The 13,679-nt window shown below is 60.8% G+C and carries 16 protein-coding genes; 2 read left to right on the forward strand and 14 right to left on the reverse strand.

Going from position 1 to position 13,679, the window contains the following annotated elements:
* Nucleotides 1-65: 65 nt before the first annotated feature.
* The 12 genes from DSOUD_RS17915 to DSOUD_RS18495 form a co-directional block, all read right to left on the reverse strand.
* Nucleotides 66-335: an OmpA family protein gene (locus DSOUD_RS17915; RefSeq protein WP_232426541.1), complete on the reverse strand. Its 270-nt coding sequence runs from the start codon at nucleotides 333-335 to the stop codon at nucleotides 66-68.
* The gene (locus tag DSOUD_RS10995; protein WP_053551057.1) at nucleotides 227-1,501 is read right to left on the reverse strand and encodes a porin family protein; all 1,275 of its coding nucleotides are present in this window, start codon (nucleotides 1,499-1,501) and stop codon (nucleotides 227-229) included. The genes DSOUD_RS17915 and DSOUD_RS10995 overlap by 109 nt, the downstream gene beginning before the upstream one ends.
* A gap of 151 nt (nucleotides 1,502-1,652) precedes the next feature.
* Nucleotides 1,653-2,669 (reverse strand): UDP-glucose 4-epimerase GalE, encoded by a 1,017-nt coding sequence (gene galE, locus DSOUD_RS11000; RefSeq protein ID WP_053551058.1) that lies wholly within the window; start codon nucleotides 2,667-2,669, stop codon nucleotides 1,653-1,655.
* Between the two features lie 257 nt (nucleotides 2,670-2,926).
* Nucleotides 2,927-4,273 (reverse strand): phosphohexomutase domain-containing protein, encoded by a 1,347-nt coding sequence (locus DSOUD_RS11005; protein WP_053551059.1) that lies wholly within the window; start codon nucleotides 4,271-4,273, stop codon nucleotides 2,927-2,929.
* Between the two features lie 339 nt (nucleotides 4,274-4,612).
* Nucleotides 4,613-6,046 carry a mannose-1-phosphate guanylyltransferase/mannose-6-phosphate isomerase gene (locus DSOUD_RS11010; protein ID WP_053551060.1) on the reverse strand — a complete coding sequence of 478 codons (1,434 nt, stop codon included), beginning with the start codon at nucleotides 6,044-6,046 and terminating at the stop codon, nucleotides 4,613-4,615.
* A gap of 111 nt (nucleotides 6,047-6,157) precedes the next feature.
* Nucleotides 6,158-6,433 carry a type II toxin-antitoxin system RelE/ParE family toxin gene (locus tag DSOUD_RS11015; RefSeq protein WP_053551061.1) on the reverse strand — a complete coding sequence of 92 codons (276 nt, stop codon included), beginning with the start codon at nucleotides 6,431-6,433 and terminating at the stop codon, nucleotides 6,158-6,160.
* Nucleotides 6,430-6,690 (reverse strand): type II toxin-antitoxin system Phd/YefM family antitoxin, encoded by a 261-nt coding sequence (locus tag DSOUD_RS11020; RefSeq protein ID WP_053551062.1) that lies wholly within the window; start codon nucleotides 6,688-6,690, stop codon nucleotides 6,430-6,432. The genes DSOUD_RS11015 and DSOUD_RS11020 overlap by 4 nt, the downstream gene beginning before the upstream one ends.
* A 338-nt stretch (nucleotides 6,691-7,028) precedes the next feature.
* Entirely contained in the window at nucleotides 7,029-8,621 is a 1,593-nt protein-coding gene (locus DSOUD_RS11025) for an MraY family glycosyltransferase (protein ID WP_053551063.1), read from the reverse strand.
* 120 nt (nucleotides 8,622-8,741) lie between these two features.
* On the reverse strand, nucleotides 8,742-9,716 hold the full coding sequence (locus tag DSOUD_RS11030; protein WP_053552369.1) for a GDP-L-fucose synthase family protein: 975 nt from the start codon (nucleotides 9,714-9,716) through the stop codon (nucleotides 8,742-8,744).
* 51 nt (nucleotides 9,717-9,767) lie between these two features.
* Complete coding sequence (gene gmd / locus DSOUD_RS11035; RefSeq protein WP_053551064.1) at nucleotides 9,768-10,898, reverse strand: GDP-mannose 4,6-dehydratase; 1,131 nt, start codon at nucleotides 10,896-10,898, stop codon at nucleotides 9,768-9,770.
* 291 nt (nucleotides 10,899-11,189) lie between these two features.
* Nucleotides 11,190-11,537 carry a helix-turn-helix domain-containing protein gene (locus DSOUD_RS11040; protein WP_053551065.1) on the reverse strand — a complete coding sequence of 116 codons (348 nt, stop codon included), beginning with the start codon at nucleotides 11,535-11,537 and terminating at the stop codon, nucleotides 11,190-11,192.
* A 150-nt stretch (nucleotides 11,538-11,687) separates the two neighbouring features.
* Nucleotides 11,688-11,939, reverse strand: coding sequence for a type II toxin-antitoxin system RelE family toxin (locus DSOUD_RS18495; protein WP_157671846.1), 252 nt, complete (start codon nucleotides 11,937-11,939; stop codon nucleotides 11,688-11,690).
* 358 nt (nucleotides 11,940-12,297) lie between these two features.
* On the opposite strand from DSOUD_RS18495, the gene DSOUD_RS11045 reads away from it, so the two are divergent.
* On the forward strand, nucleotides 12,298-12,528 hold the full coding sequence (locus DSOUD_RS11045; protein WP_053551066.1) for an AbrB/MazE/SpoVT family DNA-binding domain-containing protein: 231 nt from the start codon (nucleotides 12,298-12,300) through the stop codon (nucleotides 12,526-12,528).
* Nucleotides 12,518-12,874 (forward strand): type II toxin-antitoxin system PemK/MazF family toxin, encoded by a 357-nt coding sequence (locus DSOUD_RS11050; RefSeq protein ID WP_053551067.1) that lies wholly within the window; start codon nucleotides 12,518-12,520, stop codon nucleotides 12,872-12,874. Before DSOUD_RS11045 ends, DSOUD_RS11050 begins: the two co-directional genes overlap by 11 nt.
* 160 nt (nucleotides 12,875-13,034) lie before the next feature.
* Here the strand turns inward: DSOUD_RS11050 and DSOUD_RS11055 are convergent, their stop codons facing one another.
* Both DSOUD_RS11055 and DSOUD_RS11060 read right to left on the reverse strand, forming a co-directional pair.
* Nucleotides 13,035-13,385, reverse strand: a complete 351-nt coding sequence (locus tag DSOUD_RS11055; RefSeq protein ID WP_053551068.1) for a HepT-like ribonuclease domain-containing protein — start codon at nucleotides 13,383-13,385, stop codon at nucleotides 13,035-13,037.
* Nucleotides 13,378-13,671 carry a nucleotidyltransferase family protein gene (locus tag DSOUD_RS11060; protein ID WP_082351226.1) on the reverse strand — a complete coding sequence of 98 codons (294 nt, stop codon included), beginning with the start codon at nucleotides 13,669-13,671 and terminating at the stop codon, nucleotides 13,378-13,380. Before DSOUD_RS11060 ends, DSOUD_RS11055 begins: the two co-directional genes overlap by 8 nt.
* Nucleotides 13,672-13,679: the final 8 nt, after the last annotated feature.

Below are 13,679 nucleotides of genomic sequence, written 5' to 3' on the forward strand. Positions count from 1 at the left end.
AGAAAGAGGAAGCCGACGGCAGGACCGTCGGCTTCCAAACGTTTTCAAAATGTACAAAAAGAAGACTAGCGCAGGAGTCGAACGAGAACGCGCCGGTTTTTCTGGCGTCCCTCGGGGGTGCTGTTGTCGGCTTGCGGCAGACTTTCACCGAAGCCTCTGGCCTCAACCCGCTCGGCGGAAACCCCGTACCGTTCGATAAGGGTGCGCCGGACCTTTTCGGCGCGAATCAGGGAAAGCTGGAGGTTGAAGGCCGCGGGGCCGACACTGTCCGTATGCCCCTCGACCACCAGCCGCGCCTCCGGGTGACTGACAAGGTAGTCGGCCAGACTCTGCAGCCGGGCTGCATCCCTGGCCGAGAAGTCCGCCTCACCCCGGAGATATTCGATCTCGACCTCGGCCACGCCCTTATCTGCCGCATCGGTCCCGCCGAGGGCGGCACTTTCGCAGCCCCGGTCGTCCACGCGCTCCCGAGGGGGGTGTCGGGGCAGCGATCGAGGAGGTCGTAGACGCCGTCTCCATCGCTGTCCGGAGGGCAGCCGCTCGGGTCGACGGCCGTACCCTTCGGTGTCCCGGGGCATTCGTCGTGGTTATCGGCGACACTGTCGCCGTCGCTGTCCACAAATTTGATCGTCTTCGGACAGCCGGCTTCGTCCACCGGGGTCCCCTGGGGAGTCGCCGGGCAGAAATCGGTCTCATCGGCGATACCGTCGCCGTCGCTGTCGAGGACGCCGAGCATTTTCGGACAGCCGCTGCCATCGACGAGAATCCCGGGAGGGGTGTCGGCGCAGCGGTCGAGGGCGTCGGCGACGCCGTCGGAGTCGCTGTCGGCAGGGCAGCCGTCGGGGCCGACCGGCGTTCCGGAGAGGGTGGCGGCACAGCGGTCCAGAGAGTCGATCACCCCGTCGTCGTCGGAGTCGCTCGGTGCCGCGGCCATTTCCCCGCCGCCGAACTGAAGGGAGAGCCCGCCGCCGTAGACGAGGTTGTTGAAGGCCCCGTGGATCTTCAGATCACGGTCGATATCGACATCGAGGACATGGCGCGCCTCGAGGCGCAGGGCAATAAAATTGTTAAGAAAGAGCTTGAGGCCGAGGCCGGTGGTCACGACCCCCCCCACATTGGTTCCGGGGAGGTTCGAGACCTCCCGCGCCCCTCCCAACCCGGCGATCAGGTAGGGGACGAAGGGTCCCTGGGGGTGAAAATGGTAGAGGGCATCCAGACGCGCGCCGTAGAGCCGCAGCTCGGTGTCGGTCTTTTCGAATTCGGTGTCGACCATCTCGGCCACCCCTTCGATCCCCCAGTGTTTATTGAGGTTGTAACCGAGGCCGAGGCTGTAGAAACGGCCGGTGTCGATCCCCTGGTTCCCCTCGAAGCGGTAACCGCCGGCCATGGGGGAGAACGTAAGGGAATGGTCGCGGTTCTGCGCCCGGGCCCCCTCGGGACAGAGGGCCATAAGTAGAAAAAAGGCGAAAAGGGCAACCCGAAACCGACGGTTTTTCATCATCAATCCTCCCTGACGGACAGAACACAACAAAGCAAACGGAAGCTATTCTAGCCCAACCGACCGGCAAATCAAAAGAAAATCTGATTTAATACCTGGCTTCGACCGGGACCGCGAGTCACCCGAACTCACAGCAATGAAAAAGGGAGGGGTATCAAGGTCGGGAATCGACCGCTCGGGACGCCAAGGCCCGTTCCCAGTCCCAGGCGGTACGGACGATATACTCGAGGTCGTCGTGGCGCGGCGTCCAGCCGAGGGCGGCGCTGATCCGGGAGCTGTCGGCGACCAGCGCCGGAGGATCCCCTTCGCGCCGCGCCCCCTCCACCACCGGGATATCGACCCCGGTGACCCGCCGCACCACCGCGATCACTTCCCGCACCGAGGACCCGTGGCCGTAGCCGCAATTGAAGACCGAGCTGTCGCCGCCGCCGAGGAGATGGCCGAGGGCGGCCAGATGGGCCGACGCCAGATCGTCGACGTGGATATAGTCGCGGATACAGGTGCCGTCGGGGGTCGGGTAGTCGGTGCCGAAAACTTCGAGGCGGGGATAGACCCCGGCGGCGGTCTTCAGGGCGCGGGTGATCAGATGGGTCGGATTCTTGTAATCCTGGCCGATGCGGCTTGAGGGATCGGCGCCGGCGACGTTGAAGTAGCGGAGCGCCACATAGCGAAAGGCCCCGTCCCCGCAGGCGAGATCGGCGAGGATCCGCTCGGTCATCGCCTTGCTCGCCCCGTAGGGGTTGATCGGCGAAAGCGGCGCGTCCTCCTTGACGGGAATGCTCTCGGGGATGCCGTACACCGCCGCCGTCGAGGAGAAGATGAGGGAGCCGACGCCGGCGCCGCGCAGCACTTCGAGGAGTCCCAGGGCGTTGGCGGTGTTGTTGCGATAATACTTGAGGGGGTCGCGGACACTCTCGCCGACTTCGATATGGGCGGCAAAATGGATCACCGCCTCCGGGGCGAAACCGACCACCGCCCGGGTCAGGGCCGTACGGTCGGAGAGATCGCCGACGACCAGCTCGCCGTGGAGAACCGCCCAACGGTTGCCGGTGGAGAGGTTGTCGTAGACCAGGATCTGGCAACCGGCCTCGCCCAGAGCCTTGACCACGTGGCTGCCGATGTACCCGGCGCCGCCGGTGACCAGAATCCTCTTTCCCTTCAACCTGTTCATCCCCACCTCCAGTAAAGTCATATGATTATCACTGTAAGAGTAACTGAAGACCAAACCTAACCCTGCCTCACGCGACGCCGCAACGACGCAACGCTTCAGGATCTTGGGCAGGCTCAGAGATTTTCGTCGCGTCGTCGCGCCGTCGCGTGAAACAATCCCTTGATGGGCCCTGGGATTAAATCAAAAAAAGCTTTCGATTTTGCCCTTCTCCGCGTTCTCCTGCCCTTCTCTGCGCTCTCCGCGTTGAAGCTTTTAACTTAGTTATCCAAAAAAGCCAGCAGCTCCGCCGTCTTTTCCCGCATCAAGGCTTCATCCCCCCGGGATTCGACGTTGAGGCGCAGCAGCGGCTCCGTGTTGGACATCCGCAGGTTGAAACGCCAGCGGGCAAACTCCATGCTCAGGCCGTCGGTGCGATCTACGGCCGGACCCTCCCCGGCGTAACGCTCCTCCACGGCCTTGAGGGCCGCCCCCGGATCAAGGAGGGTGCGGTTGATCTCGCCGCTGGCCGGAAAGAGACGCATGCGCGCTCCGACCAACTCCGAAAGCGTTTTTCCCGTCGCCGACATCAATTCCAGCACGAGAAGCCAGGGGATCATGCCGCTGTCGCAGTAGGCGAAGTCGCGAAAGTAGTGGTGGGCGCTCATCTCGCCGCCATAGACCGCATCCTCGGCGCGCATCCGCTCCTTGATAAAGGCGTGGCCGGTCTTGCTCATCACCGGAACGCCGCCGGCAGCCGTCACCACATCGACGGTGTTCCAGGTCAGGCGGGGATCGTGGATGATCCTGGCGCCGGGGTACCGGGCGAGAAAGGCTTCGGCCAGGAGGCCGACGATGTAGTACCCCTCGATGAAAACGCCCCGCTCGTCGAAGAAAAAGCAGCGATCGAAGTCGCCGTCCCAGGCGATGCCGACGTCGGCGCCGGTGGAGAGAATCGCCTCCGTGGTGGCGGCGCGGTTTTCCGGCAGGAGCGGATTGGGGATGCCGTTGGGGAAGGCGCCGTCCGGCTCATGGTGGAGTTCGATGAATTCAAAGGGGAGATGATTCTTCAGGCGGTCGATGACCGGCCCGGCGCAGCCGTTTCCGGCGTTGACCACCACCCTGAGATTTTTGAGCCGCTGCAAATCGACGTAACCGAGGAGGTGATCGATATACGCGTTCTTGCTCTCCAGGGGCCGGACCGTCCCCCTTTTTCTCCCCTGGGGAAAAGACCCCTTTTCGGCGCGGGCGCGGATGGCTTCGAGCCCCGTATCGCCGCTGATCGGCCGCGCCCCCTCCCGCACCAGTTTCATGCCGTTGTAGTCGAGGGGATTGTGGCTGGCAGTGACCATGATCCCGCCGTCGAGCTTCTCGTGAAAGGTGGCGAAATAGATCTCCTCGGTCCCGCAGAGGCCGATGTCGAAGACATCCGCTCCGCCGTCGCAGAGCCCGCGGGCAAGAGCGGCGCAGAGTTCCTGGCTCGACAGGCGGATATCCCGCCCGATGGCCACCCTCTCCGGCTTGAGACAGGCGGCGTAGGCCCGGCCGATCCGGTAGGCGATCTCCTCATTGAGCTCTTCGCCGAGGCGGCCGCGGATGTCGTAGGCTTTGAAACAGGTCAAATTCATTTGGAACCCTTCGACGGAGTTTTGAAATCGAAAACTTTCAACGCAGAGGTCGCAGAGAAAAGAAGGAGGACGCTGAGAACATCTGGTCTTAAGGTTAAAAAAAACGCTGCTGTTTCTGTTCCTGCCCTTCTCAGCGTTCTCTGGACCTTCTCGGCGCTCTCTGCGTTGAAGACCAAACCTATCCCTATCTCACGCGACGCCGCAACGACGCAACGCTTCAGGATCTAAAACTGGATCAGAGGTTTTCGTCGCGTCGTCGCGTCGTTGAGTGAAACAAGCCTTTGGTTCTGGCCCTGCCCTCCTCAGCGCTCTCAGGACCTTCTCCCCGTTGAAGTTTTTTCAGCTTCTCCCGTAACTGTCCTCAAATCGAACGATATCGTCCTCGCCGAGGTAGCTCCCCGACTGCACCTCGATGAGTTCCAGGGGGATTTTCCCCGGGTTTTCCAGGCGGTGCGCGACGCCGAGGGGGATGTAGGTCGACTGGTTTTCCGACAGGACAAGGACCTCGTCGCCGCGGGTGATCCTGGCCGTGCCGCGCACCACGACCCAGTGCTCGGCGCGGTGATGGTGCATCTGCAGCGAGAGGGTCGCGCCGGGATGAACGGTGATGTGCTTCACCTGGAAACGCTCGGCGGCGTCGATGCACTCGTAGGCCCCCCAGGGGCGGTTGACCCGGCGATGAAGGAGGGCCTCCGGACGCTTCTGCTTCTTGAGGGTTTCGACGATGGCCTTGACATCCTGAACGCAATCCTTGTGGGCGACGAGGACCGCGTCGGCGGTTTCGACCACCACGTGGTTGTCGAGACCGATGGCCGCCACCAGCCGGGTCTGGGCATAGAGATAGGAGTTGCGGACATCGCAGGTCAAAACGTCGCCGAAGGTGACGTTGCCGTCTTCGTCGGCGGCGCCGATCTCATACAGCGCCGACCAGGACCCGACGTCGCTCCACCCGGCGTCCAGGGGGATCACGGCGGCCGCGGCGGTCTTCTCCATCACGGCGTAATCGATGGAGTCCTTGGGGGAGGCGGCAAAAGAGGCGGCATCGAGACGGACGAAATCAAGATCCGGCACGGCTTCGGCCATGGCCTTCCGGCAGGCGGCAAGGATCTCCGGCGCAAAGGTCTGCAGCTCCTCGAGAAAGCGGCTGGCCCGGAACAGGAACATGCCGCTGTTCCAGAAATAGTTCCCCGCCGCCACATATCCCCGCGCCCGTTCCAGATCGGGCTTTTCGACGAACTCGGACACGGTGAAGGCGGTGAGGGGCGACGGGTGACCTGTGACGGGGGGGAGCGGGGGGCCGGCCTTGATGTAGCCGTAGCCGGTCTCCGCTGTGGCCGGAACGATGCCGAAGGTCACCAGGTGCCCCGCTTCGGCCAGTTCGGCCCCGGCGGCGATGGCGGCGCGGAGGGGCGCCGGGTCGCGGATCACGTGGTCGGCCGGGAGCACCAGCAGGATCGGGTCGTCCCCCCCTTTTTGCGCCTGCAGGGCGGCCACGGCCACCGCCGGGGCGGTATTGCGCCCCACCGGTTCGAGAAGGATGGCGCTCGCCGGAGAGGCAATGGCGCGCAGCTGTTCGGCGACCAGGAACCGATGGTCCTCGTTGCAGACCACCAGCGGTGCTCCGAGACCGGCGACCCCGGCAAGGCGAGTCACCGTCGCCTGGAGCATCGTGTCCTCGCCGGCCAGGGGGAGGAGCTGCTTCGGATAAAGCTCCCGCGACAGGGGCCAGAGGCGGGTCCCGGCGCCGCCGGAGAGAATGACGGGAATGATCATTAATCGACACCTCAAAATATGAAAAAGACACTTTTACCGCGGCGGATGCTTCTCCCTTCTCCCTTCTCCCTTCTCCCTTCTCCCTTCTTCCTTCTTCCTTCCCAGCACCTTTCAAAAAACCTCATCGTGGCTGCCGACGTTCACCGGAACGATTTTCCCGTCTTCGAGCAAAAACTCGAGAGTGATCCGGTAGCTGAGATTGATCGACACCGAATGCAGTTCCCGCAGGGGGCCGTCCAGACGATGCAGACGCAGGGACGGATGCGACGGATTGAGTTCCAGGAGTCTCAGGGTCTTTTCGTACTGGGGGAGAATTTCAGGATGTCGTTTGAGGAACTTGGCGGCGCGCTTCAGATACCCGTGCGTATAAATGATCCGCCAGCTCATTCGGCGGTCTTCCTGATTCGCGCCAGATGCTCATCGACGCTCTCCTCAAGAAACTCGCCGCGGGAAAGTTGCTGTCGGGTTTCGTAAAGAGCGGCTTCGAGTTCGCAGACCCTCAGGCGATTGTACTCCTTCATGTCCATGACCACATAGCGATCCTGTCCACGCACGGAAATGATCGCCTCGGCGCCGTTTTCGAGGGCCTTCTCGATGGAGGAGACCCCCCGCGTCTTCAATTCGTTCGCCGCAATCGTCTTCACGTCACACCTCCGGCCACGTCTTTCTATCAGCACGATCAAGAGTACTGTCGATGATGCGACTTGTCAAATCGGGAGAGAAACGAGTCGAAGGAGAAAAGCTGCCTACCTAACCTAACCCTGCCTCACGCGACGCCGCAACGACGCAACGCTTAAAGGATCTGGGGCAGGAGCAGAGATTTTCGTCGCGTCGTCGCGTGAAACAAGCCCTTAATGGCCACTGGGGTTAAACCAAAAAGCTTCCGGTTCTGCTCTTCTCTCCGTTCTCCGGCCTTTCTCGGCGCTCTCTGCGTTGAGTCTTTAATCATAAATTCTCCGCGTCCTCCGCGGAGAACAAGTCTTCACCGGAAACGATAGCGCCCGGCGACCACCTTGAGGGCAAAATACAAAGCCGCCCCCTTGAGGAGGGTCAGGGAGAGGTCCAAGGAGACGGCCAGATGATGGAAAACGATTGAGAGAAAAGCCAGCAACCCCAAAATGAGGATATCCACGGTGGAGATGAAGAAATCGCCGTCCAGGCGAAAGAAGAGCTTGAGCATGCCGAGAACGGCCATGGCCAGAAAGATCAGGTTTGAAGCCTCGCGGAAGAATCCGCCCACCGTCGGATCGAGGAGATAGTAGGTCTCCACGCCGTAGGTCAGCTCGAGGGCGCCGGCAAAGAGCATCGCCAGCAGATAGGAGTTTTTCAGGTCGCGGGTGAGGATCCAGAGGAAGGCGGCGGCGGCAAGGAGGATGCCGGCCACCTGCCAGCTCCCCTGCCCTCCGGCGAAGGTCACGTAGAGGATCATCCCCAGATAGGCGCCCAGCAGCGGGAAAAGCCCCAGCGCCAGGGTGTCGATGATTCCGGCCAGTTGCCGGTACCGGACCGCCTGGCGGATCCCCTGGGCGCTGTCGAGGCGGAGAAAGGTGAAGCGCTCCGGGTGGCGGAGCATGGCGCGGAGCAGCAGATAGAGGAAGAGGGTCACCCCGAGGTAGGTCAAAAGGAGCAGATGCCCTTCGGTGTCGCGAAAAAGGATCGCCACCGTCCCCCAGACCAGGGAGATGCCGTAGATGAAGATGACCGTGAAGCGGTGCTCGAGGCCGAGATCGAGGAACTTGTGGTGCAGGTGGGTCTTGTCGGGGGCGAAGGGGGAGAGGCGGTGCAGCAGCCGTCGACTCATCACCCAGAGGGTATCGAGGATCGGCAGGCCGAGGATCACCACCGGCACCACCGGACTGACCCGGGAGTCCGGCATCTGGGTGAGATAGACCGCCAGAAATCCGAGCATGAAACCGAGTCCCAGGCTCCCCGTGTCCCCCATGAAGATCCGGGCCGGAAAGAAGTTGTATTTGAGAAAGCCGAGAAGGGCCCCGAGGAGGGCGATGCAGAGCATCGCCGCCGAGGTGTTGCCGTTGTGATAGGCAAGGATGGCAAAGGAGGTCAGGGCGATCACCGAGACCCCGCCGGCCAGTCCGTCGAGGCCGTCGAGGAGATTGATGGCGTTGATCACCCCGACGACGGCGAAGACCGTAAAGGGGACGGCGGCCCAGGGCGGCAGAAGAATCGGCCCTGTTCCGAAGAGGTTTCCGAGGGTATGGATTTGGAGGCCGCCGACGAAGACGGTCACCAGGCAGGCGACGATCTCGCCGAGAAACTTGCGCCTGGCGGTGAGGCCGGAGATGTCGTCGATGAGCCCGGTGCTGAAGATCACCAGCCCCCCGGCGAGGATCCCCCGGACCGGAGGGAGCAGATCGACATAAACCAGGCAGGAAAGGAGGAAGGCGACAAAAATGGCGATGCCGCCGATGCGCGGAATCGCCACCGTATGCACCTTGCGGGCGTCGGGCTGATCGACGTTGCCGCTCTCCAGCGCCCAGCGGCGCAGCGGCGGCACCATGATCAGCGCCGCAAAGAGCGCCGTCATGAAAATGTAACAGCTCTGGATCGGATCCAACGGGTTCCCCTTGCAGGATAAAACAACAACATTTCAACAAGCGGTGAATCTTACGATTTACGGAACCGAAGATCAATCAAGTTGTTAATTTAATTAAGGGACAGCTTCTCCCTTCTCCCTTCAGCCTCTCACCCGATCAACATTCTTCAGAAACCAGGCATAGGTCTCCTCCACCCCCTGGCGCAGGGACACCTTCGCCTCCCAGCCGAGAGCCTTCATGGCCGAGACGTCGAGGAGCTTGCGCGGCGCCCCGTCGGGCTTGCTGGCGTCGAAGGTCAGTCTCCCGCCGTAGCCGACCACCTCCCGGACCGTTTCGGCCAGCTGCCGGATGGAGACCTCGACCCCGCTGCCGAGGTTGACGAAGCAGGGCCTGGGATAACGCAGGAGGTGCTCGGCGAGGGTCGACTCGTCGAGATTCATCACGAAGAGAGAGCCGTCGGCCATCTCGTCGATGTAGAGAAACTCCCGCAGCGGCCTGCCGCTCCCCCAGACAATCACCTCAGGGGCTCCGGCGAGACGGGCCTCATGAAAGCGGCGGATGAGGGCGGGGAGAACATGGGAATTTTCCGGGTGAAAGTTGTCGCCGGGGCCGTAGAGGTTGGTCGGCATCACCGCCACGAAGCATGTGCCGTACTGGCGGTTGTAGGCCTCGCACATCTTGAGTCCGGCGATCTTGGCGATGGCGTACGGCTCGTTGGTCGGTTCAAGTTCGCCGGTGAGGAGGTCGGTCTCCTGCATCGGCTGCGGGGCGAGGCGCGGATAGATGCAGGAGGAGCCGAGAAAAAGGAGACGCCTGACGCCGGCGAGGTAAGCGCTGTGGATGACGTTTGCCTGAATCGTCAGGTTCTCGTAGAGAAACTCCGCCGGGTAGGTGTTGTTGGCGTGAATCCCCCCCACCTTGGCCGCGGCGAGAAAGACGTACTCAGGGCGCTCGGCGGCGAAAAAGGCCCGTACCGCCCCCTGGTCGAGGAGGTCGAGCTCGGCCCGGGTCCGCAGGAGGAGATTGTCGTAGCCTTCAGCCCTGAGGCGGGCGACGATGGCCGAACCAGCCAGGCCGCCGTGACCGGCGACAAAGATTTTCGCACTCTTTTCCATGAAATTCATCGCCCTCTCCCGGGTTTCGAGGTCCTTTGGCGGTAGACGATTTTATTCATGGTAGTCGAAGGCCTTGAAGCCGTGAGTCTTGCACAGCTCGTCCCGCTGGGCATCCTCCAGATCGGAAAGGACCATTTCCGAGACGAGCTCGGCAAAGGTGGTCTTCGGTTGCCAGCCGAGTTTCTCCCGGGCCTTGGTCGGATCCCCGAGGAGCGTTTCCACCTCCGTCGGCCGGAAATACCGCGGATCGACGCGGACGACGGTTTTCCCCGCCAGGGCGCGGGCGCTCTCCGGAGCTCTCTTTTCGTCCACCGTCGCCACGATACCGATCTCGTCGACCCCCTCCCCTTCCCAGCGCAGGGCGAGCCCCAGCTCGGCCACGGCGGCATTGACGAAATCGCGCACCGAATACTGCACGCCGCTGGCGATGACGAAGTCCTCCGGCGCCTCCTGCTGCAGCATCAACCACTGGGCCTCGACATAATCCCGGGCGTGCCCCCAGTCGCGCAGAGCGTTCATGTTGCCGAGGTAGAGGCAGTCCTGCAGGCCAAGGACCATGCGGGCCACGGCCCGGGTAATCTTGCGGGTGACGAAGGTCTCGCCGCGCACCGGCGATTCATGGTTGAAGAGGATGCCGTTGCAGGCAAAAAGGCCGTAGGCCTCGCGGTAATTGACGGTGATCCAGAACCCGTACATCTTGGCCACGGCGTAGGGCGAGCGGGGGTAAAAGGGGGTCGTCTCCTTCTGCGGGGTCTCCTGCACCAGCCCGTAGAGTTCCGAGGTCGACGCCTGGTAGAAGCGGGTCTTCTTTTCCAGACCGAGAATGCGGATCGCCTCGAGAATGCGCAGGGTGCCGATGCCGTCGGCATTGGCGGTGTATTCGGGAGTCTCGAAGGAGACCGCCACGTGCGACATCGCCGCGAGGTTGTAGATCTCGTCGGGCTGCACCTGCTGGATGATGCGGATCAGGTTGGTCGAGTCCGTGAGGTCGCCGTAGTGGAGGACGAGGTTGCGGTTCTCGACGTGCGGATCCTGATAGAGGTGGTCGATGCGGTCGGTATTGAACAGGGAGGCACGGCGCTTGATGCCATGGACGATGTATCCCTTTTTCAGCAGGAATTCGGCGAGATAGGCACCATCCTGGCCGGTGATGCCGGTGATCAGGGCGACTTTGGGGGACATGGAAAACTCCTTTGGTTGGGTGCGAGGAGGAGACAACTTAGTATAAAAAATCCGTCACAAAATAAAAAGAGAACGTAGGTGGCTTCCGCACCGGTCTATCTCTGCGCCCTCAACCTTGAGGACCTGACCCGAGACCTTACCCTGCCTCACGCGACGCCGCAACGACGCAACGCTTAAGGATCTAAAATAGGAACAAAGGTTTTCGTCGCGTCGTCGCGGGAAACAAGCCTTTGATCGGCCCTGTTGTAGGGATACCCTTGCGGGTATCCTTTCCGGGTTATCGGTTTTTCCTCAGGCCCTCAACCGTTCTGCGTCAAGTCCCATGGCCGCAGCGATCTTTTTCAGCGTGACGGTCCGCAAGCGCGCATCGGGACGCTCAAATTTGGCGATAGCTGCCTGCGATACGCCCAGGCGGATGGCCAACTCTTCCTGAGTGATGCCGAGATGTTCCCTCCATGCCTTGATAAGCGGTTCATCGCGCAGGATGTGCGCCTCGACAACCTCCTGGGGGATGCCGCCGGCGCGGGCCTTTTCGGCTTCCAGCAGGGGTTGGACTCGTTTCCATTCCTCCCAGGGGACGAGGACAAAGGCGGGGTGTCCGCAATGTTCGATGGTTTGATACTCAATAGGTTTGCTCATCACGCTTTTTCACCTCCTCGATGCTGAGGATGCTGACTTCCTCGAAGACGTTGAACAACACACGTTAGTGTCCCGTTTGGTTAGTCCATTCAGATAATTCTGAGGCATTTTGGTCGCTGCCAAGGCGGGTCGACGCAGGCCTAGCCAGGCTTAAGCCGAGGAGACCCAACGCAGGGAGCGGCCAAAAGGACCAGAATTAATGGACGGAATTAACCAATCGGGACACTGGTTCCCGACCCGCAACCGATGGGTATATTCGTGGTTCGCCAACGATTTGATGTTGGGACAGGCCGGAAAGGCAGCCAACCCCCGCGTTGCGGCAAGGATCCGTTCCTGAGCCGAGCGGTCGCCGATCTTTTTGAGATGTTTGAGTGCCTTGGGTTGCCAGATGACGTTCATCATAGAAACATTACAACCTCGTATAACCTATTGTCAATGGCTTAGGTTGTGCCTTCCCTCAAAAAGATCTCTCCAGGACAGTCAACGGTCGAAGAAGGAAGCCTGAGTCGGTGACTTTTCAACAGGTTGTGAGAAGATGTGGTACGGCAAGGTTGATCTCCTTACAGAACAGCACCATATTGCTCTACTGAACCCAGGAAGTTGACACCACTATGGTTGTACGGGTCCGACCCGGCAGTCACCACGGGTCCGACCCGGCAGTCACCACGGGTCCGACCCGGCAGTCACCCTCCCCTGGCGCTCCTCCACGCCTTGCGAGACGTGTCAGGTAATGCTAGTATTACCAAAAGGAGGTCAACCGATGACAACTGCGACGAGTAAAATCACATCCAAATATCAAGCGACCATTCCGGAACCGGTTCGAAAAGTCCTGCACTTGAAAGCTGGGGACGCCATTGCCTTTGACATCGAAGACGACCAAATCCGGATCAGGAAGGCAAGGCCCCTGGATCTGGTCTTTGCGGAGGCTCTTGAAGGGACGCTGACCGAATGGGACTCGGCCGCCGATGAAGAGGCGTATCGTGAGCTATAATGCCTTCGATGTCGTCGTTGTCCCCTTTCCCTTTACGGACAAAGCTACAACCAAGCACAGACCGGCATTGATTCTCTCCGATGCTCAGACCTTTAATCAGCAGGTTGGCCAGGCCGTCATGGCGATGATTACAAGTGCCAAAAATTCGGATTGGCCGCTCGATATTGAGATCCGGGATCTGGATTCCGCCGGCCTCCCCTCACCTTCGATGATTCGGATGAAACTGTTCACCCTGGACGAAAAGTTGATTATCAGAAAAACCGGGGAACTCGCCGGCCCGGATCAGGCCAAAGTCATAGCGGCGCTGCGCCAGCTGCTTCCCTGCCTTTCGGCCCGGCAAGAGTAGGGCAAAGCACGCGACGCCGCAACGCTTCAGGATCTGAACCAGGATCAGAGGTTTTCGTCGCGTCGTCGCGTGAAACAAGCCTTTGATCGGCCCTGGGGACTCATCGGGAACACGGCCAGGCAAGCACGGCAAGACCCTTGCCATGTACTGGAGGAGGGTGTCAGGGAGCAGCAAGAGAAGCCTTCAAACGGGACATCTCCGCATGTAACTGTGGTAGTTCCAGCCGCACAGCATCCCACACAATCCGTTGGTCGACACCAAAGTATTCATGTACGATGAAATTACGAAAATCTTTGATCAGACGCCATTGAATGGATGGAAACGCGGTCTTGACCGGTTCCGGGATATGCGCGATGGCTTCACCGATCACGATGAATTCACGCAGGGTTGCAGAATAGGTTTTGCGATCCGTGCAGAAAAAGTCGTAGTCGATACCACGCGTAAAATCTTCAATCGCACAGATCGACTCCAGGATGTCATCCAGGTAGAGAGAGACATCCCGTTCAAACATAATGGATATCTTTCATGATCTGAGCCCTGACAAGGGGCTTGAGACTCGTTTCCGTGGCAAGATCAATCTTGTGCGGCAAAGCGTCCTGCAGATAGTGGAGCAATCCGAAAAAACTGCGAAATTGGTTCGGGCTGTCCAGGCTGACGATGACATCGACATCACTTCCCGGAACCATCTCGCCACGGGCAGCACTCCCTGCGAGTCCGAGGCGGGTCACACCGAAGCGCTCGGCCATTTCCGCCTTATTATCCTGCATAAACTTCAGAATTTCTTCACGTGTCATCATGTACCTCC

Source organism: Desulfuromonas soudanensis, from assembly GCF_001278055.1.
Lineage (GTDB): Bacteria > Desulfobacterota > Desulfuromonadia > Desulfuromonadales > WTL > Deferrimonas > Deferrimonas soudanensis.